Raw genomic sequence first — 25,719 nt, forward strand, 5'->3', positions numbered from 1 at the left:
CTCCCCGGGTCCCCCCGGCCCCGACAGGAAAGCCGGCGAGGAAAGCGTTGCAATCGCCCGGCAAATATCGCCTCATATCCGCATGAGCCAGACAGAACCGACCATGGCCGCCACCGATCCCGCCGCCCATCCGGCCCCCGCTTCGGCCCCCGCTTCGGCCCGCGTGCCGGTGATAGAAATCCGGGACCTGCACAAGGCCTATGGCCCGCTGCAGGTCATCAAGGGCGTCAGCCTGACCGCCCCGCGCGGCCATGTCATCAGCCTGATCGGCTCTTCCGGCTCGGGCAAGTCGACGCTCTTGCGCTGCTGCAACCTGCTCGAGGACAGCCAGCAGGGCGAGATCCTGTTCGAGGGCGAGGCTGTGCGCTGGCGCGGCACCGGGCTGGCGCGGGTGCCCGCCGACCGCGCCCAGGTCACGCGGCTGCGCACCAACCTGTCCATGGTGTTCCAGCAGTTCAACCTGTGGTCGCACATGACCATCCTGCAGAACGTGATGGAGGCGCCGGTCCATGTGCTGAAGCGCAGCCCGGCCGAGGTCGAGGTGCGGGCGCGCGAATTGCTGGCCAAGGTCGGCATCGGCGACAAGGCCGACGCCTGGCCCGCGCAGCTATCGGGCGGCCAGCAACAGCGCGCCGCCATCGCCCGCGCGCTCTGCATGGAGCCCAAGGCGCTGCTTCTGGACGAGCCGACCAGCGCGCTGGACCCGGAATTGCAGCAGGAGGTGGTGCGCGTCATCAAGGCGCTGGCTGCCGAGCATCGCACCATGCTGCTGGTCACCCATGACATGCGGCTGGCGGCCGATGTCAGCGACCACGTCGTCTTCCTGCATCAGGGCCGGATCGAGGAAGAGGGGCCGCCGGCGCAGCTTTTCGGCGCGCCGCGCTCCGAACGGCTGCGCCAGTTCCTGAGCGCGTCCATGGCCGAATGAAAAACCAACAGGAGAGTTGAAATGAAGAAGATCATGCTTGCAGCCGCGGCGCTGGCCCTGACCACGAGCATGGGCATGGCGCAGACGGTGCGCATCGCCACCGAGGGCGCCTATCCTCCCTACAACTTCATCAACGATCAGGGTCAGGTGGCCGGGTTCGAGGTCGAGCTGGGCAATGAGCTGTGCCAGCGCGCCGAACTGCAATGCACCTGGGTCAAGAACGACTGGGATTCGATCATCCCGAACCTCGTCTCGTCGAATTACGACGCGATCATGGCGGCGATGAGCATCAACGAAGAGCGCAAGCAGGCCATCGCCTTCACCGAGAACTATCTGCCCCCCGCGCCCTCGTCCTATGTCGCGCTTGAAGAGGGGGCCAATCTGGAAACCGGCATCGTCGCGGTCCAGATCGGGACGGTCCAGGCCTCTCATATCGCCGATACGCAGGCCACGATGCTGGAATATCCGAATATCGACCAGGTCTTCGCCGCCGTCCGCAATGGCGAGGCCGACGCGGCCTTCGGCGACCACGAGGTCATGCGCCCCTTCGTCGAGGACAGCGAGGACCTGATCTTCGTCGGCGAGCAGGTCCGGCTGGACGAGGGCATCGGCATCGGCGTGCGCCAGTCCGACAACGAGCTGCGCGAAAAGCTGAACGCGGCGATCGGTGCAATGAAGCAGGACGGCAGCCTGAACGAGCTGATCAAGAAGCATTTCGGCGAGGACGCGCAGACCTACGAATGACCTGACGCCGCCGCGGCAATCCCGCGGCGGCCCAACCGGCGGCACGATGTTTTCCTACTGCACCGACCCTTCCGCCCTGCAAGGGCTTGCCTGGTTGTCATGCTATCTGACGACCGGCAATCACATGCTGTTCTACCTGTCCTTCGGCACGGTGCTGCTGCTCCTGGCCGTCACCGCGCCGGCGGCGCTGCTTTTCGGGTTCGGCGGCGCGCTGGCCGCGCGCTCGCGCATGACGCCGCTGCGCTGGTTCGGGCGCATCTATACCTCGATGGTGCGCGGCGTGCCCGACATCATCTTCTTCCTTTTCGTGCCCATCGCGCTGGACCAGGGCCTGGAATGGCTGCGCTCGCGCGTCTATTGCGACCCTTCGGTGCCGGTGCGGCAGGGCAACGAGTTCATCGTCTGCGCGGCGGCCAAGCTGCCACTCTCGACCTCGCCGGAATGGGTGCATCAGCTCTATGGCATCTTCCTGGCGGTGATCGCCTTTTCGGTGGTCTTCGGGGCCTTCGCCGCCAATGTGCTGCATGGTGCGATGAACGCCGTGCCCCGCGCCCAGCTGGAAACCGCCGAGGCCTATGGCATGAGCCCGCGGCAGGTGAACCGGCGCATCCTGATCCCGCAGATGTGGACCTATGCCCTGCCCGGCCTCGCCAATCTGTGGATGATCCTGATCAAGGCCACGCCGCTGCTGTTCGTGCTGGGGGTCGAGGACATCGTCTACTGGGCGCGCGAGCTGGGCGGCGCCAAGACCCGCGCCTATGCCTATCCGCATCCCGACTGGCGGCTTTACTATTTCCTCGCCATCCTGGTGTTCTACCTGCTGATGACCTGGGGCTCGGAACGGATCTTCGACCGTATCCGGGCGCGGCTCTCGGCCGGCCAGGCCACCGCCGCCGGCGAGGCGATGCGAAAGGCCGCGACATGAGCCAGTGCCTGCAGACCATCCAGGATTACGGGCTGCGCGCCATCGGCATCGGCGAAAGGCTCTTGCCGCGCAGCGGGTTCACGCTTTGCGAGCAGGTCACGCTGATCGGCTCGGGGCTGATCTGGAACATCTATTTCGCGGCGCTGGCGCTGTTTTTCGGCTTCTTCCTCGCCAATCTGCTGGCCGTGGCCAAGGCCAGCGGCAATCGCTGGGTCCGCAAGCCGGCCGAGTGGTTCATCTTCCTGTTCCGCGGCAGCCCGCTCTTCATCCAGTTCTTCCTGGCCTATGAGCTGCTGGTGCAGCTGCCGCGCGCCGGCATCGACGTCTTCGGCATCACCGTGCAGACCAGCTGGATGACGCGCGCCTGGGCCGGGGCGCTGCTTGTGCTGGTGCTGAACACCGCCGCCTATTCGGCCGAGATCTTCTACGGAGCGCTGCGCAACCTGCCCAAGGGCGAGCTGGAGGCCGCCGACGCCTATGGCATGACCGGCTGGACCCGCTATCGCCGCGTGGTCTGGCCGACCGCGATGCGTCTGGCCTGGCCCGCCTATACCAACGAGGCGATCTTCCTGTTCCATGCCACGACGCTGGTGTTCTTTTCGGGTTTTCCGGCCTTTCAGCAGCGGGGCGACGCGCTTTATTACGCCAGCTATTTCGCTGACAAGACCTTCAATCCCTTCATCGCCTATCCGATCGTCGCGGCCTATTTCGTCCTGCTGACGATCGGCCTGATCGCGCTGTTCGGTCTCGCCAACCGCAGGCTGAACCGCCATCTTCCCGGCGCGGCGAAGAAGATCCGTTACAGGCCCAATCTCATCAGGTGATCCATGGACTGGCTGCGCGAGCATCCCGACGTCAAGACCATCCGCATCGCGGCCGCCGACCTCAACGGTGTGGCGCGCGGCAAGCGGGTTCCGGCACGTTTCGCCGACAAGGTTCTGACCGAGGGCACGAAATTTCCGTTCTCGGTGCTGAACATGGACATCTGGGGCGAGGATATCGAGGACAGCCCGCTGGTCTTCCAGGCCGGCGACCCCGACGGCTTGCTGCTGCCGACCGAGCGCGGCTTCATGCCCATGCCCTGGCTGGAGGCGCCGACCGGCCTTCTGCCGATCTGGATGTTCCACCTGGACGGCCGCCCCTATGAGGGCGACCCGCGTCAGGCGCTGGCCCGCGTCGTGGATCGCTACAAGGCCGCCGGCCTGACCCCGGTGGTGGCGACCGAGCTGGAATTCTTCCTGATCGACGATTCCGGCGGCCAGCTGCGCGTGCCGCCCAGCCCGCGCTCGGGCAAGCGCCGCACCGGGGCCGAGACGCTGAGCCTGCGGGCCCTCGACGCCTTCGACCGCTTCTTCACCGCGCTCTATGACGCCTGCGAGGCGATGGACATTCCCGCCGACACCGCGATCTCGGAAGCCGCTCCGGGCCAGTTCGAGATCAACCTGATGCACCAGCCCGACCCGCTGAAAGCCGCCGACGACGCCTGGCTGTTCAAGCTGCTGGTCAAGGGGCTGGCGCGGCAATACGGCTTTGCCGGCTCCTTCATGGCCAAGCCCTACGAGGAATGGAACGGTTCGGGCATGCACATGCATTTCTCGGTGCTGGACCGGCAGGGCCGCAACATCTTCGACAATGGCGGCGACGAGGGCTCGGAGGTGCTGCGCCATGCCGTCGCCGGCTGCCTGGCGGCCATGCCCGGCTCGACCCTGCTGTTCGCCCCGCACGAGAACAGCTATGACCGGCTGGTGCCCAACGCCCATGCGCCGACCGGCATCGGCTGGGCCTATGAGAACCGCACCTCGGCCATCCGCATCCCCTCCTCGGGCCCCAAGGCGCGGCGGATCGAGCATCGCGTGGCCGGCGGCGACGTGAATCCCTATCTGACCGTCGCGGCGGTGCTGGGCGCGGCGCTGAACGGCATCGAGGACAAGGCCGAGCCGCCGCCGCCGATCAAGGGCAATGCCTATGAGCTGGGACTGGAACAGCTTCCCGGCAGCTGGGGCGAGGCCATCGACGCCTTCGCCGCCTCGCCCGAGATCAAGCGCGTCTTTCCGGCGCATCTGATCGAGAATTTCGTCATGACCAAGCGGCAGGAACTGCGCTACATGGCCGAGCTTTCGGACGAGGAGACGGTCGAGCTTTATCTCGACACCGTCTGAAGACGGCTGCGGATCAAGCCGCAGCCAAGCCGGCCGTGGCCGCGTCAGGGATTCGAGCCTTCAGGGAACGAGGAAGCCGGGGCGCGACGCCCCGGCCTTCTCTGTTTTGCAAATACCCGAATCCCGAGGCGCGCTCAATGCGTCCAGGGCGCGCGGCGGTCGCTGGCGAAATTCTCGCCATAGCCGCGGGGCCGGATGTTCGGGGCGCGGGTATGCGGCTCGATCACCTCGTAGTCCAGGCCATGCTCGCGGGCATAGTCCTCGGCCTGCTTGCGGGTTTCGAAGCGCAGGCGAACCTGGCTCTGGGTGTCGTCGCTGCTGGTCCAGCCCATCAGCGGATCGATGGCGCGCGGATCGGCTGGCGGAAAGTCCAGAACCCAGTTCTTGCTGCGGGCCGTGCCGGATTGCATGGCGTTGCGGGCGGGCTTGTAGATGCGGACACGCATGGCGGGAACCCTCTGTTCTTGCTTGTCGCCTTATCCCCGATGCGGCGCGGGCGATCAAGATGCTCGTCACGCGATTCCAACCATGCCGGCCGGCCTGGCGCGGCGAAACTGCGCAATATTCGCGTCCCGGGGTTGCATCGCGGCGCGAATGCGCCAGATTCACCCGGGCAGGAACAAAGGTGAAACCATGGGTCACAACAACACCAACGCCCCCATCGCGCGCTTTCCCGAGGTGACCCGGCCCAAGCTCGAGGGCGGCAGGCGCTTCGTCATGCGTTCCGAATTCCAGCCCGCCGGCGACCAGCCCACCGCCATCGCCGAGCTGGCGCAGGGCGTGATGGCGGGCGAGCGCGATCAGGTGCTGCTGGGCGCCACCGGCACCGGCAAGACCTTCACCATGGCCAAGGTGATCGAAGAAACCCAGCGCCCCGCCATCATCCTGGCCCCGAACAAAACCCTGGCCGCGCAATTATACGGCGAATTCAAGGGCTTCTTTCCCGACAACGCCGTGGAATATTTCGTCAGCTACTATGACTATTACCAGCCCGAAGCCTATGTGCCGCGCTCCGACACCTATATCGAGAAGGAATCGCAGATCAACGAGGCCATCGACCGGATGCGCCATTCGGCCACCCGGGCGCTGCTGGAACGTGACGACGTGATCATCGTCGCCTCGGTCAGCTGCATCTACGGCATCGGCTCGGTCGAGACCTATTCGGCGATGACCCAGGACATGGTGGTCGGCCAGCTCTACGATCAGCGCGAATTCCTGGCCGAACTGGTGGCGCAGCAATACCGCCGCCTCGACGCCGCCTTCCAGCGCGGCGGCTTCCGGGTGCGCGGCGATGTGATCGAGGTCTGGCCGGCCCACCTGGAAGACCGGGCCTGGCGCTTCGACTTTTTCGGAAACGAGCTTGAATCGATTACCGAATTCGATCCGCTGACCGGCGCCAAGACCGACAGCTTCCAGCAGATCCGCATCTATGCCAACAGCCACTATGTCACCCCGCGCCCGACATTGCAGCAGGCAATCAAAGGGATACGCGCCGAACTTCAGGCACGGCTGAAACAGCTGACTGACGAGGGCAAGCTGCTGGAAGCCCAGCGGCTGGAGCAGCGCACGAATTTCGACCTGGAAATGCTTGAAGCGACAGGCGTTTGCAACGGGATCGAAAACTATTCCCGCTATCTGACCGGCCGCGCGCCGGGCGAGCCGCCGCCGACGCTGTTCGAGTTCATCCCCGACAACGCCATCGTCTTCGCGGACGAATCGCATGTCTCGGTGCCGCAGATCGGCGGCATGTATCGCGGCGACTTCCGGCGCAAGTTTACCCTGGCCGAGCATGGCTTCCGCCTGCCCAGCTGCATGGACAACCGGCCGCTGAAATTCGAGGAATGGGACGCGATGCGGCCGCAATCCGTCTTTGTCAGCGCCACGCCCGCGCAATGGGAGCTGGACCAGACCGGCGGCGTCTTCACCGAGCAGGTCATCCGCCCCACCGGCCTTCTGGATCCGCAGGTCGAGATCCGCCCGGTCGAGATGCAGGTGGACGATCTGCTGGACGAGGTGCGCAAGGTCGCGGCGCAAGGCTATCGCACGCTGGTCACCACGCTGACCAAGCGCATGGCCGAAGACCTGACCGAATACCTGCACGAACAGGGCATTCGCGTGCGCTACATGCACAGCGACATCGACACGATCGAGCGCATCGAGATCCTGCGCGACCTGCGGCTGGGGGCCTTCGACGTGCTGGTCGGCATCAACTTGTTGCGCGAGGGGCTGGATATTCCCGAATGCGGGCTGGTGGCGATCCTCGATGCCGACAAGGAGGGGTTCCTGCGCTCGGAAACCTCGCTGATCCAGACCATCGGCCGGGCGGCGCGCAACGCCGACGGCCGCGTCATCATGTATGCCGACCGCATCACCGGCAGCATGGAACGCGCCATGGCCGAGACCGAGCGCCGGCGCCAGAAGCAGATCGCCTATAACGAGGCGCATGGGATCACGCCGCAGACCGTGCGCAAGAATGTCGAGGACGTGCTGGCCGGGCTGTGGCAGGGCGATACCGATCAGGCGCGCATCACGACGCGGGTCGATAAGCCGCTGGTCGGCGCCAATCTGGCGGCGCATCTGGACGCGCTGCGGGCGCAGATGCGCAAGGCGGCCGAGAACCTGGAATTCGAGGAGGCCGCGCGGCTGCGCGACGAGGTCAAGCGGCTGGAGGCGGTGGAGCTGGCCGTGGCCGACGACCCGCTGGCCCGGCAATCCGCCATCGAGGAGGCGGCCGCGGCGGCGGTCAAATCCTCGGGACGCTCGACCGCCGGGCGGGCCGGCCAGCGCGGCGGCAACAAGCGGTCGCGCCGCCGCAGCTGATCCGCGGCCGCGTCGGGGCGGGCCTTTCCCGAACCCCGCTTCCGCCGGTCAAGGCACCGGAAGCTGGTCCGGCGGCGCAGGGCCGGTCAGCTGCAGCTGACCGAAAGCAGCTTGCCGCGGTTGTCCACGATGAAGGTCAGGCGATCCTGGATCATCTCCATGGTCATCGGCTGATCCTCGCGGGCGATGCGATACATCTGCCCTTCGGGCACGGTGATGGTGGGCGAGGTCTGGCCGATCAGGTGGCTGTAGCGCGCCGCGCCGCAGGGGTCGGCCGAGGCCAGCGGCGGCTCGGGCGGCGGGGCTTCCGGGGTGCAGGCGGCCAAAGCGAGCGGAGCTGCCAGAACGGCAAGGGAAAGCGGGAGTTTCATCTTGACCTCATGAGAGTCTGGACTTGCTGCCCCGCCAACGCCCAAGCGCAGCCTATGGTTTCCCGCCCCCGCCCCGGCCGGCGGATTTCCGCGGATGGCGGCCCAGGCTCAGCCCAGGCTCGCCAGCACCTCTTCGGCCAGCGCATCGATCTCGGCCCGGGCGGTGGCGTTGCGCGCCCGCTCGCCCGCACCCAGCCCCTGCCCCAGCGCCTCGGCATAGGCGACGCGGTTGGCGAGCTGCGCCGCCGCCACATCGGCCCCCAGAGCGGCGGCCCCCTCGGCCACCTCGCCGGTCAGCCGGGCATGCGAGCGGGTCCGGTTCAGCACGATCAGCGTGTCGCATTTCTCGCGCCGGGCCAGGTCCAGCACGCCCTCGGTCGCCCACAGGTCGACATGGCTGGTCGCCACCGGCACCAGCACCAGATCGGCCACGCGCAGCGCCGGGCGCAGGTCGCTGTCGATCTTGGGCGGCGTATCGATGATGACGAAATCGAAGCGTTTCTTCAGCTTGTCGGATTCGTAGCTGGCGCCCCAAGCCGAGGAGGTGGTGAATTCCAACGCCTCGTCTTCGCCAAGCCGCTCCAGCCGCTCCAGGAACCAGCGCCCCATGCTGCCCTGCGGATCGGTGTCCAGCAGGGCGACGGAATGGCCGCGCCCGCGCAGCGCCACCGCCAGGTTGACCGCGATGGTGGTCTTGCCCGAGCCGCCCTTCTGCTGGGCAATGGTAATGATGCGTCCCGCCATGAGCCCCTCCGTTCCGGCTTCCGCCCGACTGATTTCCGCCAGACTAGGGGGTAAGCCGGCGCAATGCACGGCTTTTTCGCAGCCGCAGCATCAGCCGTGGCCATGTACCTGCCAGGTATCGACCACCTCGTACATCACCGGCTCGAAATGGCGGCACATGCCGTGAATGGCGCGGTTGCGGCTGCGCATCTCGGGGTGGCGCAGCATGGCCTGATAGTCGCGCCGGTCGCGCCACTGCGAATAGGTGCAGATGCGGGTCTGGGCGTCGTTCAGATGCACCGCGCCCGAGACGTAGCCGGGCTGATGGCGGATCACCTGGTCATAGGCATCGTTCAGCGCGTCCAGCACGTCATGCGCGGTTCCGGGCGTCACCTCGAAGGTGCAGATCACGGTCTGGCCGGAGAATTCCTTGTCGATGCGGGTCATGGCTTTGGGCTCCTGCTTGCCTGGCTGTGGCCCCAGCTTACGGCGAAGCGCGGCAGGTTGCAGCGGTTTTCCGTTCGCGCCATGGTGGCGGCGCCCCAGCAAGAAGGAGATGCCATGATTCCGGTCTTCGACGGTCACAACGATTTCCTGCAGCGCATGGTGGCTGCGGGGCCCGGCCGCGACCGGCTCTGGCTTCAGGGTGACGGAGCCGGCCACCTGGACCTGCCACGAACGAAGGCGGGCGGCTTCGCCGGCGGCTTCTTCGCCATCTGGACGCCCTCGCCCGCCGGGCCCGACGACGCGGTGGCGGCAATGCTGAAGAAGAACCCGCCCTTCGCCCTGGACCTGCCGCCCGAGGTGCCGGCCGCCGAGGCCCTGCCCCATGCCATCGCCCAGGCCGGGCAGCTGATGGCGATGGCGCGGAGCGGCACGCTGGACATCTGCCGCACGGCCGCAGAACTGCGCGCCAGCATCGAGGCCGGCCGCATCGCCGCGATCCTGCATATCGAGGGGGCCGAGCCGATCCCCGACCTGGACGCGCTGCATGTCTGGCACGCGATGGGCCTGCGTTCGCTGGGGCCGGTCTGGTCGCGGCCGACGCGCTACGGCCATGGCGTGCCCTTCGCCTTCCCCGCCTCGCCCGATACCGGGCCGGGGCTGACCGAGGCGGGCAAGGATCTGGTGCGCGAATGCAACCGGCTGCGCATCATGCTGGACCTGTCGCATCTGAACGAAAAGGGCGTCGACGACGTGGCGCGGCTTTCGGATGCGCCGCTGGTCGCCAGCCACAGCTGCGCCCATGCCGTCGCGCCCAGCTCGCGCAACCTGACCGACCGCCAGCTGCGGATGATCGCCGAATCGGGCGGGCTGGTCGGGCTGAATTTCGCCGTCGGCTTCCTGCATCCCGAGGGGCGGCGCGAGCCGATGCAGGGGTTCGGGATCATGCTGCGCCATCTGGACCATCTCCTGTCCTTGCTGGGCGAGGACGGCGTCGCGCTCGGCTCGGATTTCGACGGCGCCGACATGCCCGAGGACCTGGCCGACGCCTCGGCGCTGCCGAAGCTTCTGCAGGCGATGCAGGCGCATGGCTACGGCCGCGACCTGGTCGAAAAGATCGCCTGGAGGAACTGGCTTTCGGTGCTGGAAAGGACCTGGGGCGCCTGAACGCCCCGCCCTCGTCACCGCCCTCGCCGGCCGGAAGTCGTCGGGGGCTGTCGATCCGAAACCAGACACTCGGCAACAACACCGGGATCGTCGCCCCCGTGAGCGCAGGAATGCCACGAGCGGCCGGTGCGGGGAAGTTGTCGGTTCGGACAGGATGGCGACCGCGAGAGGCCGGCCGGTCAGCCCTGCGTCACCACCGGCGCGACTCCCAGCGCCTCGGCCAGCGCGCGGAACCGCGCCTCGGCCACCTCGCCCAGCAGCGCCCGGCCGGTCCGGGTCAGCTTCAGCTCCAGCTGCTTCTTCCTGGGCTGCAGCTTCAGCGTCCCCGCCTCGGCCGGGTCCTTGACCGAGAACATGGCGCCGAAGCGCATCGCCTTGCCCAGAACCTCGGCCTCGCGGATCTCCTTCTCCGAGAGCAGCGCGAAAAGCGGCGCCATGGGCGAGTTGGCGCGGCTGTTCTTGTAGCGATGCAGCAGCGACAGGCCCAGGAACACCCGCTCGGGATGCGACAGCGCCGCCATGTTGGCCCGCGTCACATTGTCGAAACAGGCATCGGCGCGATAATCGGGATGCGTGCGCCAGGTGGTGTCGTGCAGCAGGCAGGCGGCCTTGACCAGCCGGTCGCGCTCGGCCGGCAGGTCGCCGAACAGCGGCTCGAGGAACTGATAGAGCCGCTTGCCGAAGCCCGGCATCCGCGCCATCTGCCGCTCGGCGAAGCGCGCCGCCTCGATCAGCGGATCGCGCGAGCGCAGCCCGGCCGGCATCTGCTCGTAGAGCAGCCCCTCGCGGATGCCATAGGACGAAACGGCCAGCGATTTCGGCTGCATGCTCTGCACCAGCTGGCGCAGCACCTGGCTGGCCAGCGGCACCAGCTCCATCCGGCTTTGCGAGATGCCGGTCATCGCCCGCATCTCGGATACGGATTTGCCGGCGATCCACTTCACCGTTTCGGCGACGGCATCGGGCGACATGCGATATTCGTGCAGCACCGTCATCGGATATTTCGCCCGCTCCATGTCCAGCCGGGCGATGGCGCGCCACGAGCCGCCAACCAGATAGATCTGGTCGTGCCCCCGGCCCAGCCGGGCGGCGGCCTTTTCGATGGTGTCGCGGATATGGTCGCGCAGGCCCGAGGCGCCGCCCTTGACCTGCTGCAGCCGGAACGGGCCCAGCGGCGTCGAGATGCGGCGGCCGACCTTGCCGTTCGCCACCTCGGCCAGCTCCATCGAGTTGCCGCCGATGTCGCAGACCAGGCCCCTGGCATCCGGCCAGCCCAGCAGCACGCCCTGGGCCGACAGCCGCGCCTCTTCCTCGCCGTCGATGACCAGCAGCTTCAGCCCCGTCTCCTTCTCGACCGCCTTGCGGAAGGCGGGGCCGTCCTCGGCCTCGCGGACGGCGGCGGTGGCGACGCAGGTCAGCGGCTTGATGCCCATGCTGTCGGCCAGCACGGCAAAGCGGCGCAGGGCCGCCATGCCGCGGCGCACGCCCTCGGGATTCAGCCGGCCGGTGCTGGCCAGCCCCTGCCCCAGCCCGGCCATGACCTTTTCGTTGTAGAAATAGGCAGGCGAGCGCGCCGCGCCGTCGAACACCACCATGCGGATCGAGTTCGAGCCGACATCGACCACGCCCACCCGGCTCAGCGCCCGTTCCGAGGCCCGCTCGAACAGCGAGCGCCCGAAGGGTTCGATGGTTTCTCCGCTTGCGGTCAAGATGCCGTTCATCGGGTTCCTCTCGATTCCGTTACCGCGCCGGGCGCGCGCCTTGGATGGGGCAATTGCCCCCTTCGCGTCAATCCGTCGAGTGCATCAAAGCCGGAACGTCACGGGCACCCGCGCTGCCGCGTCCCGACAATGAGGGGTTTTCCATGAAGAACCTGTGACAGCAGAACAGGTCGTCCCGCCCGGCCGGCAGATAGCGCAGATAGCGTCCGTCGGGTTGCAGAAGCCAGCTTTGCGCCTCGTCCGCCATGTTCGCGGCCATGACCTGGCTGGTGATCTGCGCCTTCACCGTCTCGTTGAAGCATTCGATCAGCGTCTCGACCCGGCGGTTCAGGTTGCGGCCCATCCAGTCGGCCGAGCTGATGAAGACCCGGGCGCGCTTGGAGGGCAGGCCGAAGCCGTTGCCGAAGCAGACGATCCGCGAATGTTCCAGAAAGCGTCCGACGATGGATTTCACCCGGATGTTTTCCGACAGGCCGGCGATGCCGGGCCGCAGCCCGCAGATGCCGCGGATCACCAGGTTGATCCGGACGCCCGCCTGGCTGGCGGCATAAAGCGCCTCGATCACGTCCTTTTCGATCAGGCTGTTCATCTTGGCCCAGATCTCGGCCTGCCGGCCGCGGCGGGCGAACTCGGCCTCGCGGGCGATCAGCTCCAGCAGGGTCTCCTTGAGATCGATGGGCGAGATCGCCATGTTCTCCAGCCCGTCCGGCTGCACATAGCCGGACAGGAAGTTGAACACCTTGGAGGCGTCGCGCCCCAGCGCCGGATCGCAGGTGAACAGCGACAGGTCGGTATAGATGCGCGCGGTGATCGGATGATAGTTGCCGGTGCCGAAATGGGTATAGGTCACCAGCTGGTCGCCCTCGCGCCGCACCACGGCGCTGATCTTGGCATGGGTCTTGTATTGCATGAAGCCATAGACGACATGCGCGCCCGAGCGTTCCAGCCGCCGCGACTGGCGGATGTTGGCGGCCTCGTCGAAGCGCGCCTTCAGCTCGACCAGCGCCGTCACCGACTTGCCCGATTCGGCCGCCTCGCAAAGCGCGTCGACGATCGGACTGTCGCGCGAGGTGCGGTAGAGCGTCTGCTTGATCGCCAGCACGTCCGGATCGCGCGCGGCCTGCGCCAGGAAGCGCACCACCATGTCGAAGGTCTCGTAGGGGTGATGCAGCAGCATGTCCTTTTGCCGGATGGCCGCGAACATGTCGCCGTCATGGTCCTGCACCCGTTCCGGCACCCGCGGGGTGAAGCTGGGCCATTGCAGGTCGCGGCGGCTGTCCAGCACCAGTTCGCGCAGGTCGGCCATGCCCAACAGGCCCTCGACCTCGACCACCTCCTCGGGATCGACGTCCAGTTCCTCCATGATCAGCCGGCGCAGCCGGTCGGGGGCGCCGGCGGTGATCTTCAGCCGGATGACGCTGCCGCGGCGGCGGCGCTTCAGCGCGGTCTCGAATTCGCGCACCAGGTCCTCGGCCTCTTCCTCGACCTCAAGATCGCTGTCGCGCAGCACGCGGAAGGCGCAATGGCCGATGTCGCGATAGCCGGGGAACAGGCTGGGCAGATGCATGAGCAGCAGGTCTTCCAGCCGCAGGAACCGCTTGCCGCCCGGCAGCGGGATGAAACGGGCGATCTGCTGCGGGATCGGCAGCAGCGCCTGCATCTGCTGGCCGTCGCTTTCCCGCGCCAGCTCCAGCGCCAGCGAAAAGCCCGCGTTCGGGATGAAGGGAAAGGGGTGCGCCGGGTCGATGGCCAGCGGCGACAGCACCGGGAACACCTGATCCATGAAATGCCGGCGCAGGAATTCCTCCTCGGCGCGGGTCACGCGGCCGCGCGACAGGATGGCGATGTCGGCTTGCTCCATCTCGCGGCGCAACCCGTTCCAGACCGCCTGCTGCGCGCCCATCAGCCGGCGCGCATCGGCATTGACCAGCGCCAGTTGCTCGGCCGCGGTCAGCCCGTCATCGGAAAGGGTGGTGTTGCCCTCGCGCACCAGTTCGCGCAGGCCGGCGACGCGGACGGTGTAGAACTCGTCCAGATTGGTGGCCGAGATCGACAGGAAGCGCAGCCGCTCCAGCAGCGGCACGCGCGGGTTGCGCGCCTCGTCCAGCACCCGCCAGTTGAAGGCGAGCCAGCTGATCTCGCGGTTGAAGAAGCGCGCCGACCCCTCGGGCGTGCCGTCGGGCAGCGCGCGCGGGGCGGGAAATGGGGATTTCAGGAAATCGGCTTGGGTCATGTCACTGCGGGCTAGGGAAATGCCGGCGGATCATGCGTCGGCAGGGGTGAGCTTGTCCAGAAGCTCGGCGGCCAGGCGCCGGGTGATGGCGCGGCGGTCGGCCAGCGATTCGCGGTCGATGGCGGCAACCAGGCGGCGGGCCAGGCCCAGGTCGCGCTCCATGCGCAGCGCCAGCCAGTCCACCACTTCGGGCGCGACCTGGATCTGGCGGTCCGCGAACAGCTTGACCAGCACCGCCGGCAGCAGCGCGTCGTCGGGCGGGCCGAGCACCGCCTGCGCCGCGGTTTCCAGCCGCGAGCGCAGGTCGGGCAGCGCCACGCCCCAGTCGCGCGGCGCCGTGCGCGCGGTGATCAGCAGCAGCGCCTGCCGCGCGCCGGCGAGGTTCCACAGATGGAACAGCCCCTGCTCGGCCGTGGCGTTGCCGCCGATCTCATGCGCGTCCTCGACGACCAGAGCGCCGCCCGGCCGGACCAGCTCGTCCACGGTGTCGGGCGACAGCGTCCAGCCGTGGCTGACGGGGGCACCATGTTCGGCCGCCCAGAAGCCGACCAGATGCGACTTGCCCGATCCGGGGCCCCCGATCAGCAGCAGACGCCCCTGCGGCCAGCGCTCGGGCGCGTCCAGCATGGCCAGCGCGTCGCGATTGGCGGCGGTGATCAGGAAATCGTCGCGCGACGAGGCCGGCGGCATCGTCAGGTCCAGGGTCAGCTGCCTTGCCACCGTTCAGCCGCCCTTGCCTTCCCGGCTCTCGCGGGCCTCGGCCCAGAGTTCCGAGGGCGAGGGCGGACCTTCGGCATCGGGGACCGCGCCGGCCTCCTGGCGATGCTGGTGCTCCTCCAGCAGATGCGCCAGATGCTCCTCGCGCTGGATCTCGGCCACCGCCACGTCGCGCGACATCTGCGCCAACTGGCGCGCGCGCTCGGAGGTGCCGCGCGGCACCAGTTCGACCAGCGTCGGCGGCGGGGGCGGCGAGGGGACCTCGCGCCCGGTGTAAAGCGCGCTTTCCTTGTAGCGACCGACGCCGAAGCGCACCAGCACGCCAAGCGCCGCCGCCGCCGGCACCGCGACCAGAAGGCCGACGAAGCCGAAAAGCGTGCCGAAGACGGTCAGGGCCAGCATCAGCCAGACCGGATGCAGCCCGACATGGCCGCCGACGATCTTGGGCTGCAGGTAGTTGCCCTCGACGATCTGGCCCAGGACGAAGACCGCGATCACTGCGCCGATCCAGACCGGCTCGCCCCAGAAGGAAAACAGCGCCACGCCGATGGCGGTCACGCCGCCGATCACCACGCCGACATAGGGGATGAACGAGAGCGAGGCGGCGATCACCCCGATCGCCACCCCGAAGGGCAGACCGATCAGGCCCAGGCAGACCGAATAGAAGGTGCCCAGGATCAGGATCACCATGCCCTGCCCGCGCACGAAACCCGACAGCGCCGCATCGATCTCATGCCCCAGGCGGCGGATGGTGCCGGCATGCTCGCGCGGCAGCAGCTCGTCCAGCCGGTCCACCATGTTGTCCCAGTCGAGCAGCAGGTAGAAGGCCACGACCGGCACGATCACCACCAGCATGACCATGCTGACCACGCCCATGACCGAGCCCAGCACGGTGCTGACCAGCTGACCGCCGCGCTCGCTGATCTGCTGGCCCATGTTGGTCAGCGCGGTGTTGACCGGGCTGCCCTCGGTGAAGATCTCGGGAAAGCGGGTCATCAGGAACCGCTGCAGCTGCTGGAACATCTGCGGCGCCGTCTCGATCAGCGCCGTGGTCTGGCGCACCAGCACCGGCACCAGCAGCAAAAACAGCGCCACCACCAGCAGCAGGCCGCAAAGCGTGATGATGACGACCGCGGCGGTGCGCGACAGGCCCAGCCGCTCCAGCCGGTCGGCCAGCGGGTCGAAGAGATAGGCCACCGCCGCGCCCATGATGAAGGGCATGATGGCATTGCCCAGCCCCCAGAGCGCCAGCAGCAGGACGGCCAGCGCCCCGCCCCAATACAGGATCTGTTTCTGCACCGGCAATTGCATGGGTCTTGTCGCTCCCGTCCTCGCGTCCGCGTTCCTATGTGGACGGTCCCGCCGCCGCTTGCAAGGAAGGGCGTTGCCCCGCCGGACGCTCTGCGCTAACCCGTGCCGGCCATATCGAGGATTTCGCCATGCGTCTCACGCGCTATTTCATGCCCGTCCTGAAGGAAGACCCCAAAGAGGCCCAGATCGTCAGCCACCGGCTGATGCTGCGCGCCGGCATGATCAAGCAGCAGGCGGCGGGCATCTATTCCTGGCTGCCGCTGGGCTTCAAGGTGCTCAGGCGCATCGAGCAGATCGTGCATGAGGAACAGGCCCGCGCCGGCCATATCGCCATGCTGATGCCGACCCTGCAGGCGGCCGACCTGTGGCGCGAGAGCGGCCGCTATGACGATTACGGCGAGGAGATGCTGCGCATCAAGGACCGCCACAAGCGCGACCTGCTCTATGGCCCCACGAACGAGGAGATGATCACCGACATCTTCCGGTCGCATGTGAACAGCTACAAGGACCTGCCGCTGACGCTGTATCACATCCAGTGGAAGTTCCGCGACGAGATCCGCCCGCGCTTCGGCGTCATGCGCGGCCGCGAATTCCTGATGAAGGACGGCTACAATTTCGACCTGACGAAAGAGGACGCGCTGCACGCCTATAACCGCCACCTGGTCAGCTATCTGCGCACCTATGAGCGCATGGGGCTGCAGGCCATCCCGATGCGCGCGGACGGCGGCCCGATCGGCGGCGACTATACCCATGAATTCCTGGTGCTGGCCGAGACCGGCGAATCCGAGGTCTTCTACGACAGCGAGATCACCGACCTGAAATTCGGCGACCGCACCATCGACTACGACGATGTCGCGCAATGCCAGGCGGTGCTTGAGGAATTCACCAGCCGCTACGCCCGCACCGACGAGACCCACGACCCGGCGCTGTTCGAGCAGGTTCCCGAGGCCCGCCGCCGCCAGGCGCGCGGCATCGAGGTCGGGCAGATCTTCTATTTCGGCACCAAGTATTCCGAGCCGATGGGCGCCACGGTGGTCGGCCCGGACGGCCAGCGCGTGCCGGTGCATATGGGTTCGCACGGCATCGGCGTCAGCCGCCTGCTGGGCGCGATCATCGAGGCCAGCCATGACGACAAGGGCATCGTCTGGCCCGAGGGCGTGACACCCTTCCATGTCGGCATCGTCAACCTCAAGCAGGGCGACGCCTCGACCGACGGGGCCTGCGAGGCGCTTTACGCCGAGCTGAAGGCGCAGGGGCTGGACCCGCTTTATGACGACCGCGACGAGCGCGCAGGGGCGAAATTCGCCACCATGGACCTGATCGGCCTGCCCTGGCGGATCACCGTCGGGCCGCGCGGCCTGGCTGCGAACAAGGTCGAGCTGACCGCGCGCCGCACCGGCGAGTCGATCGAGATGTCGCCGCAGGAGGCGGTGGCGCGGCTGAAGGAGATCTACCGGCCGGTCTTCGACGCGGCGCTATGAAGATCGGGCGGCCGTGCCGGTGGTGCGGCCGCGGGAGTATTTGAAAAACGGTGAAAGCGGGCGCCGGGCAGAAGGATCTTGGGGCCGCGCCTGTGTCTTCTTTGCTCTGAAAATACCCGGAGGACAGCGAAGCTTGCGCGGTCGCATGGGTATTTGAAGAGCAAAGAAGCCCGGCCAGGAGGATGGATGGTGAAGAAGGCGCTCATCACCGGGGTGACCGGGCAGGACGGCTCCTATCTGGCCGAGTTCCTGCTGGAAAAGGGCTATGAGGTGCATGGCATCAAGCGCCGCGCCTCGTCCTTCAACACCCAGCGCATCGATCACATCTTCCAGGACCCGCATGAGGCCGCGCCGCGCTTCTTCCTGCATTACGGGGATCTGACCGACAGCTCCAGCCTGACCCGGATCATGGCCGAGGTGCGGCCCGACGAGGTCTATAACCTGGGCGCGCAGTCCCATGTCGCGGTCAGTTTCGAGGCGCCGGAATATACCGCCGACGTGGATGGGCTGGGGGCGCTGCGGCTTCTGGAGGCGATCCGCTTCCTGGGGCTGGAGGGGGTGACGCGCTATTACCAGGCCTCGAGCTCGGAGCTTTACGGGCTGGTGCGCGAGACGCCGCAGACCGAGCGCACGCCCTTCCATCCCCGCAGCCCCTATGCCGTGGCCAAGCTTTATGCCTATTGGATCACGGTGAACTATCGCGAGGCCTACGGGCTTTTCGCCTGCAACGGCATCCTGTTCAACCACGAAAGCCCGCGCCGCGGCGAGACCTTCGTCACCCGCAAGATCACCCGCGGGCTGGCGAATATCGCGCAAGGGGTGGAAAGCTGCCTCTACATGGGCAACCTGGACGCGCTGCGCGACTGGGGCCATGCCCGCGACTATGTGCGGATGCAATGGCTGATGCTGCAATGCGACGCGCCCGACGATTACGTCATCGCCACCGGCGAGCAGCATTCCGTGCGCCAGTTCCTGATCTGGGCCGCGGAAGAGCTGGGCATCGCGCTGGAGTTCCGCGGAGCGGGCGTGGACGAGGTTGCCGTGGTCGCCTCGGTTTCCGGCGACCTCGCGCCGGCGGTCGGGCCGGGCGACGTGGTGATGCGGGTCGATCCGAAATATTTCCGCCCCGCCGAGGTGGCGAGCCTGCTGGGCGACGCGGCCAAGGCGCATCAGCGGCTGGGCTGGCGGCCCGAGACCGGCCTGCGCGAGATGATCGCCGAGATGGTCGCCGCCGATCTGCAGGTGGCGCGCCGCCATGCGCTGCTGAAGCGTCACGGGCTGGGCCTGCCGGTCTCGGCCGGGGGGCGCTAGATGGCACGGCTGTTCGTCACCGGCGGAAACGGCATGGTCGGGCGCAACCTGCGCGCCCATCCGGGCATCGCCGCCTGGGAGCTGCTGGCGCCCTCGCGGGCCGAGTTGGACCTGTGCGACGACCGCGCCCTGCGCGACTGGCTGGCGCGGCATCGCCCCGACGCGGTGGTCCATGCCGCGGGCGTGGTCGGCGGCATCCAGGCCAACATGGCCGAGCCGGTGCGGTTCCTGGCCGAGAACGCCCGGATCGGCCTGAACCTCATCACCGCCTGCCGCGAAGCAGGGGTGCCGGTGCTGATCAACCTGAGTTCGAGCTGCGTCTATCCGCGCGAACTGGGCCGCGACCTGTCCGAGGAACAGATCCTGACCGGCGCGCTGGAGCCCACCAACGAGGGCTATGCGCTGGCCAAGATCCTGACGATGCGGCTGGTGGACTATGCCTGCCGCGAGGATCGCGGCCTGCAATGGCGCACGCTGATCCCCTGCAACCTCTATGGCCCGCATGACAAGTTCGACCCCCGGCAGTCGCATCTGCTGCCGGCGATCATCCACAAGATCCACCGTGCCCGGGTCGAGGGCCATGAGACGGTCGAGATCTGGGGCGATGGCACGGCGCGGCGCGAATTCATGTATGCCGGCGACCTGGCCGAGGCGATCCTGCGGGCGCTGGCCGATCCCTCGGCGCTGCCGCCGGTGATAAATGTCGGGCCGGGGGACGATCACGCCATCGCCGATTATTACCGCATCGTGGCCGAGGTGATCGGCTGGCAGGGCCGCTTCACCCACGACCTGGGCAAGCCGGTGGGCATGCGGCGCAAGCTCCTGTCCGTGGCACGGCAGGCGGAATGGGGCTGGGCGCCGCGGACCGGGCTGCGCGAGGGCATCGCCGCCACCTATGCCTGGTATCTGGAGCAGCAGCCATGAGCCGTTTTCCCCTTGCCACCTCCAGCTGGGACGAGGCGGAACGGGCGGCGCTGCAGCGGGTGATCGATTCGGACCGCTTTTCCATGGGGGGCGAGGTGGCGGCCTTCGAGGCAGAATTCGCCCGCTTTACCGGCAGCCGTTACGCGGTGATGGTGAATTCGGGTTCCTCGGCCAATCTCGCCATGGTGGCGGCGCTGCGCCATACCCAGAACCCCGCCCTGCGGCTGGCGCCGGGGGACGAGGTGATCGTGCCGGCGGTCTCCTGGTCCACGACCTTCTTTCCGCTGCACCAATACGGGCTGCATCTGAAATTCGTCGATATCGACCGCGAGACGCTGAATTATGACCTGGCCGCGCTGGCCGGGGCGATCACCGAGCGCACCCGCGCCGTCATGGCGGTGAACCTGCTGGGCAATCCCAACGACTTCGACACGATCCGCGCCCTTATCCGCGGGCGCAGCATCGTGCTGATCGAGGACAATTGCGAATCGATGGGCGCCACCTTCGGTGGCCGGCAATGCGGCACATTCGGGGTGATGGGGACGTTTTCCACCTTCTTCTCGCACCATATCTCCACCATGGAGGGCGGGCTGGTCGTCACCGACGACGAGGAGCTTTACCATATCCTGCTGGCGCTGCGGGCGCATGGCTGGACGCGCAACCTGCCGAAATTCAACCGCGTCACCGGCGAGAAGAGCGACGATCCCTTCGAGGAAAGCTTCCGCTTCGTCCTGCCCGGCTACAACCTGCGCCCGCTGGAGATGTCGGGGGCGCTGGGGCGGGCGCAGCTGGCCAAGCTGCCGCGGCTGATCGAGGGGCGGCGCGCGAACGGCGCGCTGTGGCAGCAGGCGATGGCGGATCATCCGCTGTTCCGCATCCAGCGCGAGACCGGCGAAAGCAGCTGGTTCGGATTTTCGCTGGTGCTGCGGCCGGAAACGGGCCTTGCGCGGCGCGAGGTTCTGGGCCGACTCGAGGCGCTGGGATTCGAGACCCGGCCCATCGTCAGCGGCAATTTTACGAAAAATCCCGTGCTGCGGATGATGGATCACAGCCTGCACGGGCCGATGACCCATGCCGAGGAGATCGACCTTAACGGTTTCTTCATCGGCAATCATCATTATGACATCCGGGACGCGGTCGGGATTCTGGCCGGGTTCCGCGCCTGACCGGGCGCTGGACTTGCCGGCAGGGCCTGGTCAGGATCGTGAATGCGGGCGGCGGATGGGTGGTCATGAGTGCGGGACGGATGAAACGGATCGGCGCCGGGGTTTTCGGCCTGGGGCTCGCCGCGCTGGTCGCGTTTGTCCCCTGGCCAGAACCGCCGCGCCCGGCGACGCCGGTGCCGCAGCTCCTCCTCGCCGAAGGCCTGGGCTTCCAGGCGCGGCTGGTCGCGCCACAGCCCCGGTTGACCGCCCTGCCTGCCCAGGTGACGGGCCGCGTGGCGGCCGATTCCTCGGGCGAAGGCTATCGCCACGAATGGCCGGGGTTCCACGCCTCGGCCCGGTTCGCGGGGACGGGAATCACCCTGCGCTTCGACGATGCGGTCAATCGCTGGCGGGTGATCCTGGACGGCGAGGCGGTCGAGCTTTCGCGCCCGGGCCGGCAGGACTTGCGCATCGAGGGGCTGGCCCCCGGCCCGCATGTGATCCGCGCCGAAAAGATCAGCGAATCCTGGGAACCGGCGCTGTTCGGCGGCTTCTTCCTGGAGGGCTCGGCCGCGGCGCTGCCTCCGCCCGAGCCCGCCCCGAGGCTGATCGAGTTCATTGGCGATTCCGACACGCTGGGCTTCGCCAATACCGCCGAGCGCCGCGATTGCAGCGAGGAGGAGGTCTATGCCGCCACCGATACCAGCCGCAGTTTCGGCCCGCAGGTGGCGGCGGCGCTGGATGCGGATTACCGGATGGTCGCCCGCTCGGGCATCGGGCTCTTGCGCAACTATGGCGGCGCCGACCCCGAGCGCACCATGGAGCGGCTCTATCCGCTGGCGCTGCCGGGGGATGCCGAAGCGACCGCCCTGCCCCAGCGCCAGGCCGATATCGTCGTCATCGCGCTCGGCTCGAATGTCTTCGGCTCGTCGCTCGCTCCGGGCGAACGCTGGAGCGACCCGAGCCAGCTGCGCCGTGATTTCGCCCCGGCGCTGGCCGATTTCGCCGCCGCCCGCATGCAGGAAAATCCCGGTGCGCAGATCGTCCTGCTTGCCTTCGGCGAATACGGGCCCGAACTGGTCGAGGCGCATCGCAGCGCCTCGGACCTGCTGACCGCCGGGGGCATCGCCAACCGGCTGGTCGTTCTGGGCGACCCGAAACGCAATGCCTGCCTGTGGCATCCTTCCGCCGCAGACCATGCCATGATCGCCAGGACGCTGATCCAGGCGTTGACGGCGCCGGATTCTGGCGGAAGCGGCTGATCCCGCTTGCACGCGCCGCCTTGCGACCTCAAACTCGTCCCGAACCTGCCCAGCCGAGCCGCCATGCATTCCCTCAGACCGATCCATAACCGCCTGCGTCGTCTTTTCGGTCTGGGCCAGGCGGATTTCTTCGACACCGCCGTCGAACGCTGGGAGATCTGCCCCGCCGAGGTGGTCGAGATCACGCCGGGCATCTGGCTGCCCGACCAGATCGACCATATCGCGCGCACCGAATTCGGCGCCCTGCCCGACATTCTGGCGCAGATGCAGGGCGACCCCGCCGAGCGCACGCCGCCGACCATGGGCTACCGCTTTCGCGACGTCGATTTCGTCGACGGCGTGCTGCATGCCCTGGGGGGCGAGCGTCACCTGCGCCAGCGCAGGCATTCCGGCCTGACCTATGCCCGCCCGCGCGAAAGCCTGTCGGGCGCGCTTTACGAAAGCTGGATCGGCAACCGCTGGTTCGGCAACTGGCTCTTGAACGACTGCCTCGCCTATCGCCTGGCCGAGGCGGCCGGCGCGCCCGCGACCTCTGCCCCTGCCCGCGGCGGCCATATCGCGCGTTACGAGGAATTGCTGGACATGACGCCCCGGCGCATCGGCGATGCGCATTTCGACGAATTGATCCTGTTCGACGACCTGCACAACAACAGCCACCGCCGCGCCCGCGCGCAAGAGAATCGCGCCCGCATCCTCAAGGACCGCGCGCTGAAGCCCCTGCCCGGCGTCTTCATCTTCCGCGGCGCCAGCGGCGATGCCCGCATCCTGGAGAACGAGGCCGAGATCGCCGAGCGGCTGGAGGCCGAATACGGTTTCCGCACGCTCTATATCGACCGCCACGACGCCGACCAGATGGCCGAGGCGGCGGGCGCCGCCCGGCTGGTGGTGGGCGTCGAGGGCAGCCAGCTCGCCCATGGCGTGATCGCCATGGCCCCGGGCGGCACGGTGCTGACGCTGCAGCCGGCAGACCGGGTGACGACCTCGCTGAAGCTGCTGACGGATTGCTGGCAGCAACGCTACGCCATGGTGGTCGGCGAGGGAACGGCGGGCGGCTACCGGGTCGAATGGGACCAGATTCGGCGCACCCTCGACCTGATCGCCGTCGAAAACCCCTGAAACCCGTCCTAACAGTCAGGTTGAGTTTGCGGCGAGACATCGGAATATGGGGCCGGGCGAGCTTATTTCCCGCCGAAGTCATTAAACAAGTGTATGGTGATGTTTGAAACTCTCCGGGACGACTACAGACGACACGGCCGTTCGCTGACCGAACCCGCCTTCGTCTCGCTTGCCGTCTATCGCTACGGCCGTTGGGCCATCGGGCTGAAGAATCCGCTGCTGCGCTGGCTGGCCAGCAAGCCCTACGCGCTGATGAAGGTACTGATCCTGAACGTGACCAAGGTCTGGATCCCGCCGCAGGTGCGGCTGGGCAAGGATTTCCACATCATCCATGCCGAGGGCTCGCTGTCCATCCATCCCGACGTGGTCATCGGCGACCGCTGCGGGGTGATGCACAACGTCACCATCGGCACCAACATGGGCCCGGGCGCGCCGGTGATCGGCGATGACGTGTTCATCGGCGTGAATTCCTGCGTGCTGGGCCCGATCACCATCGGGGACCGGGTGCGGATCGGCGCCAATACCGCGGTGACGACCAATGTGCCGCCGGATTCGGTGGTGATCGGCTCTCCCGCCAAGATCTATCCCAGCCTGCCGATCTTTGCCGCCAGGAAGAAGGCCCCCGCCCATGAGTGACGATTTCGACCGCAGCATGTGGCGCCTGCTGGCCGACAACCTGCCCGCCCGCCCGGGCAAGACCGCCGCCGTGGATCAGGGCCGCGCGGTCACCTATGCCGAATTGGCGGCCGAGGCCGGGCGCGTCGCCGACTGGCTGGTCCGGCGCGGCATCCTGCCCGGCGACCGGGTGATCGTGCATCTGCGCAAGGGCATCGACGAGGTCGCGGCCATGTTCGGCGCCTGGAAGATGGGCGCCGTGGTCGTCAACGTGAACATCCGCTGGACACCCGCGCAGCTGGCCTATGTCGCCCGCGACAGCCGGGCGCGCGCGGTGATCCTGCCCCGCAACGCGCTGGAGGCGCTCGTGGGCGAACATGCCTTGCCAAAGGGCACGGCCTATCTTGTTCAGGGCAAGGCCGAGGGCCTTGTCCAGGGCGCGGACCCCTGGGGGGCGCTTGCCGCCGACCAGGCTTCCGCGCCCGACGAACCCGACCCGCGCGGATTGGCGATGATCATCTACACCTCGGGCTCGACCGGCGCGCCCAAGGGGGTGATGCTCAGCCACCGCAACATCCGCGTGGGCGCCATCTCGGTCGCGGACTATCTGGGGCTGGACGAAAGCGACCGGCTGCTTTCGGTGCTGCCCTACAGTTTCGACGCCGGGCTGAACCAGCTGACCACCATGCTGCTGACGGGCGGGACGGTGGTGCACCAGCCGCTGACCATGCCGGCCGAGATCATCCGCATGGCCCAGGCCGAATCGGTGACGGGAATCGCCGGCGTGCCGCCCCTGTGGAACCAGATCGTGCGGCTGCTGGTGGACCGCCCGACCGACCTGCCGGCGCTGCGGCGCATCACCAATACCGGCGGCAAGATCCCCCCGAACATCCTGGAGCTGCTGCCGCAGGTATTCCCGGGCGTCGACATCTACCTGATGTATGGGCTGACCGAAGCCTTCCGCTCGACCTATCTGCCGCCCGAGAAATTCGCGGCCAAGATGGGCTCGATCGGCCGCCAGATCCCGAACGCGCAGGTCTTCGCCGTCAAGCATGGCGAGGGCGTGGCCGGTCCCGGCGAACAGGGCGAGCTGGTCCATGCCGGCCCGCTGGTCAGCATGGGCTATTGGGAAAAGCCCGAGGTGACGGCACAGAAGATCCGCCCCTGCCCCGAACTGGCGCATCTGCTGGGCGACGAACCGGTGGTCTGGTCGGGCGATCTGGTGCGCGTCGACGAGGATGGCGACCTGTGGTTCGTCAGCCGCATGGACGAGATGATCAAGACGCTCGGCTTTCGCCTGTCGCCGACCGAGGTCGAGGATGCGATCTCGCAAAGCGGGCTGGTGACCGACGTGGTGGCCTTCGGGGTCGAGGATGCCGATCTGGGCCAGGCGGTTCACGCGGTCGTGACCTATCTGCCGCAGGCCGACGAAACCGCGCTGGCCGCGCATTGCGCCCGGGCGATGCCGCATTACATGCGTCCGCAGCGATACCATCCCTGGCAGGGCGCCATGCCGCGCACCGCCAGCGGCAAGCTGGACCGCCCCGCCATCATTTCCGCCGCCAAGGCCGCATTGCAGAACTGACCAGAAAGGCATTGAAT

General features: G+C 67.6%; 23 protein-coding genes. 15 read left to right on the forward strand and 8 right to left on the reverse strand.

What is annotated here, in order from left to right:
* Window positions 1-103: 103 nt before the first annotated feature.
* Genes PARJ55_RS0100090 through PARJ55_RS0100110 form a run of 5 tightly spaced genes read left to right on the forward strand, consistent with a single transcriptional unit; the run spans window position 104 to window position 4,756 of the window.
* Entirely contained in the window at window positions 104-928 is an 825-nt protein-coding gene (locus PARJ55_RS0100090) for an ABC transporter ATP-binding protein (protein ID WP_051416104.1), read from the forward strand.
* A 21-nt stretch (window positions 929-949) separates the two neighbouring features.
* On the forward strand, window positions 950-1,672 hold the full coding sequence (locus PARJ55_RS0100095) for a transporter substrate-binding domain-containing protein (RefSeq protein ID WP_028711115.1): 723 nt from the start codon (window positions 950-952) through the stop codon (window positions 1,670-1,672).
* A gap of 46 nt (window positions 1,673-1,718) precedes the next feature.
* Window positions 1,719-2,597, forward strand: a complete 879-nt coding sequence (locus PARJ55_RS0100100) for an ABC transporter permease (protein ID WP_028711116.1) — start codon at window positions 1,719-1,721, stop codon at window positions 2,595-2,597.
* Window positions 2,594-3,421: an ABC transporter permease gene (locus PARJ55_RS0100105; RefSeq protein ID WP_028711117.1), complete on the forward strand. Its 828-nt coding sequence runs from the start codon at window positions 2,594-2,596 to the stop codon at window positions 3,419-3,421. Before PARJ55_RS0100100 ends, PARJ55_RS0100105 begins: the two co-directional genes overlap by 4 nt.
* Window positions 3,422-3,424: 3 nt before the next feature.
* A complete protein-coding gene (locus PARJ55_RS0100110) occupies window positions 3,425-4,756 on the forward strand; it encodes a glutamine synthetase family protein (protein WP_028711118.1) in 1,332 nt (443 codons plus the stop codon).
* A gap of 134 nt (window positions 4,757-4,890) precedes the next feature.
* Here PARJ55_RS0100110 and PARJ55_RS0100115 read toward each other — a convergent pair whose 3' ends face one another.
* Window positions 4,891-5,202 (reverse strand): ETC complex I subunit, encoded by a 312-nt coding sequence (locus tag PARJ55_RS0100115; protein WP_028711119.1) that lies wholly within the window; start codon window positions 5,200-5,202, stop codon window positions 4,891-4,893.
* A 187-nt stretch (window positions 5,203-5,389) separates the two neighbouring features.
* On the opposite strand from PARJ55_RS0100115, the gene uvrB reads away from it, so the two are divergent.
* Entirely contained in the window at window positions 5,390-7,576 is a 2,187-nt protein-coding gene (gene uvrB, locus PARJ55_RS0100120; protein WP_028711120.1) for an excinuclease ABC subunit UvrB, read from the forward strand.
* A gap of 86 nt (window positions 7,577-7,662) precedes the next feature.
* Here the strand turns inward: uvrB and PARJ55_RS0100125 are convergent, their stop codons facing one another.
* From PARJ55_RS0100125 to PARJ55_RS0100135, 3 genes are all read right to left on the reverse strand, one after another.
* On the reverse strand, window positions 7,663-7,947 hold the full coding sequence (locus PARJ55_RS0100125; protein ID WP_028711121.1) for an I78 family peptidase inhibitor: 285 nt from the start codon (window positions 7,945-7,947) through the stop codon (window positions 7,663-7,665).
* 108 nt (window positions 7,948-8,055) lie between these two features.
* On the reverse strand, window positions 8,056-8,691 hold the full coding sequence (parA, locus tag PARJ55_RS0100130; RefSeq protein ID WP_028711122.1) for a ParA family partition ATPase: 636 nt from the start codon (window positions 8,689-8,691) through the stop codon (window positions 8,056-8,058).
* Between the two features lie 90 nt (window positions 8,692-8,781).
* Window positions 8,782-9,117, reverse strand: coding sequence for an antibiotic biosynthesis monooxygenase (locus PARJ55_RS0100135; RefSeq protein ID WP_028711123.1), 336 nt, complete (start codon window positions 9,115-9,117; stop codon window positions 8,782-8,784).
* Window positions 9,118-9,231: 114 nt separating this feature from the next.
* Here PARJ55_RS0100135 and PARJ55_RS0100140 point away from each other — a divergent pair, with 114 nt between their 5' ends.
* The gene (locus PARJ55_RS0100140; protein WP_028711124.1) at window positions 9,232-10,281 is read left to right on the forward strand and encodes a dipeptidase; all 1,050 of its coding nucleotides are present in this window, start codon (window positions 9,232-9,234) and stop codon (window positions 10,279-10,281) included.
* Window positions 10,282-10,460: 179 nt separating this feature from the next.
* Here the strand turns inward: PARJ55_RS0100140 and ppx are convergent, their stop codons facing one another.
* From ppx to PARJ55_RS0100160, 4 genes are all read right to left on the reverse strand, one after another.
* The gene (ppx, locus tag PARJ55_RS0100145; RefSeq protein WP_028711125.1) at window positions 10,461-12,002 is read right to left on the reverse strand and encodes an exopolyphosphatase; all 1,542 of its coding nucleotides are present in this window, start codon (window positions 12,000-12,002) and stop codon (window positions 10,461-10,463) included.
* Window positions 12,003-12,069: 67 nt separating this feature from the next.
* Window positions 12,070-14,235 carry an RNA degradosome polyphosphate kinase gene (locus PARJ55_RS0100150; RefSeq protein WP_028711126.1) on the reverse strand — a complete coding sequence of 722 codons (2,166 nt, stop codon included), beginning with the start codon at window positions 14,233-14,235 and terminating at the stop codon, window positions 12,070-12,072.
* Window positions 14,236-14,265: 30 nt separating this feature from the next.
* Complete coding sequence (locus PARJ55_RS0100155) at window positions 14,266-14,955, reverse strand: DnaA ATPase domain-containing protein (RefSeq protein WP_028711127.1); 690 nt, start codon at window positions 14,953-14,955, stop codon at window positions 14,266-14,268.
* Between the two features lie 3 nt (window positions 14,956-14,958).
* Window positions 14,959-16,251, reverse strand: a complete 1,293-nt coding sequence (locus PARJ55_RS0100160; RefSeq protein ID WP_232215640.1) for an AI-2E family transporter — start codon at window positions 16,249-16,251, stop codon at window positions 14,959-14,961.
* A 140-nt stretch (window positions 16,252-16,391) separates the two neighbouring features.
* Here PARJ55_RS0100160 and proS point away from each other — a divergent pair, with 140 nt between their 5' ends.
* From proS to PARJ55_RS0100200, 8 genes are all read left to right on the forward strand, one after another.
* Window positions 16,392-17,744, forward strand: a complete 1,353-nt coding sequence (gene proS / locus PARJ55_RS0100165; protein WP_028711129.1) for a proline--tRNA ligase — start codon at window positions 16,392-16,394, stop codon at window positions 17,742-17,744.
* Between the two features lie 186 nt (window positions 17,745-17,930).
* Window positions 17,931-19,055 carry a GDP-mannose 4,6-dehydratase gene (gene gmd / locus PARJ55_RS0100170; protein WP_028711130.1) on the forward strand — a complete coding sequence of 375 codons (1,125 nt, stop codon included), beginning with the start codon at window positions 17,931-17,933 and terminating at the stop codon, window positions 19,053-19,055.
* The gene (locus tag PARJ55_RS0100175; protein WP_028711131.1) at window positions 19,056-19,979 is read left to right on the forward strand and encodes a GDP-L-fucose synthase; all 924 of its coding nucleotides are present in this window, start codon (window positions 19,056-19,058) and stop codon (window positions 19,977-19,979) included.
* On the forward strand, window positions 19,976-21,145 hold the full coding sequence (locus PARJ55_RS0100180) for a DegT/DnrJ/EryC1/StrS aminotransferase family protein (RefSeq protein WP_028711132.1): 1,170 nt from the start codon (window positions 19,976-19,978) through the stop codon (window positions 21,143-21,145). Before PARJ55_RS0100175 ends, PARJ55_RS0100180 begins: the two co-directional genes overlap by 4 nt.
* 80 nt (window positions 21,146-21,225) lie before the next feature.
* Window positions 21,226-22,386 carry an SGNH/GDSL hydrolase family protein gene (locus PARJ55_RS0100185; protein ID WP_232215641.1) on the forward strand — a complete coding sequence of 387 codons (1,161 nt, stop codon included), beginning with the start codon at window positions 21,226-21,228 and terminating at the stop codon, window positions 22,384-22,386.
* Between the two features lie 63 nt (window positions 22,387-22,449).
* Complete coding sequence (locus PARJ55_RS0100190) at window positions 22,450-23,502, forward strand: glycosyltransferase family 61 protein (protein ID WP_028711134.1); 1,053 nt, start codon at window positions 22,450-22,452, stop codon at window positions 23,500-23,502.
* A 99-nt stretch (window positions 23,503-23,601) separates the two neighbouring features.
* Complete coding sequence (locus tag PARJ55_RS21295; protein WP_230375663.1) at window positions 23,602-24,138, forward strand: serine O-acetyltransferase; 537 nt, start codon at window positions 23,602-23,604, stop codon at window positions 24,136-24,138.
* Entirely contained in the window at window positions 24,131-25,702 is a 1,572-nt protein-coding gene (locus tag PARJ55_RS0100200) for an AMP-binding protein (RefSeq protein ID WP_028711135.1), read from the forward strand. Before PARJ55_RS21295 ends, PARJ55_RS0100200 begins: the two co-directional genes overlap by 8 nt.
* The last annotated feature ends 17 nt before the right edge of the window (window positions 25,703-25,719 follow it).

It is taken from the genome of Paracoccus sp. J55 (assembly GCF_000513975.1).
GTDB lineage: Bacteria > Pseudomonadota > Alphaproteobacteria > Rhodobacterales > Rhodobacteraceae > Paracoccus.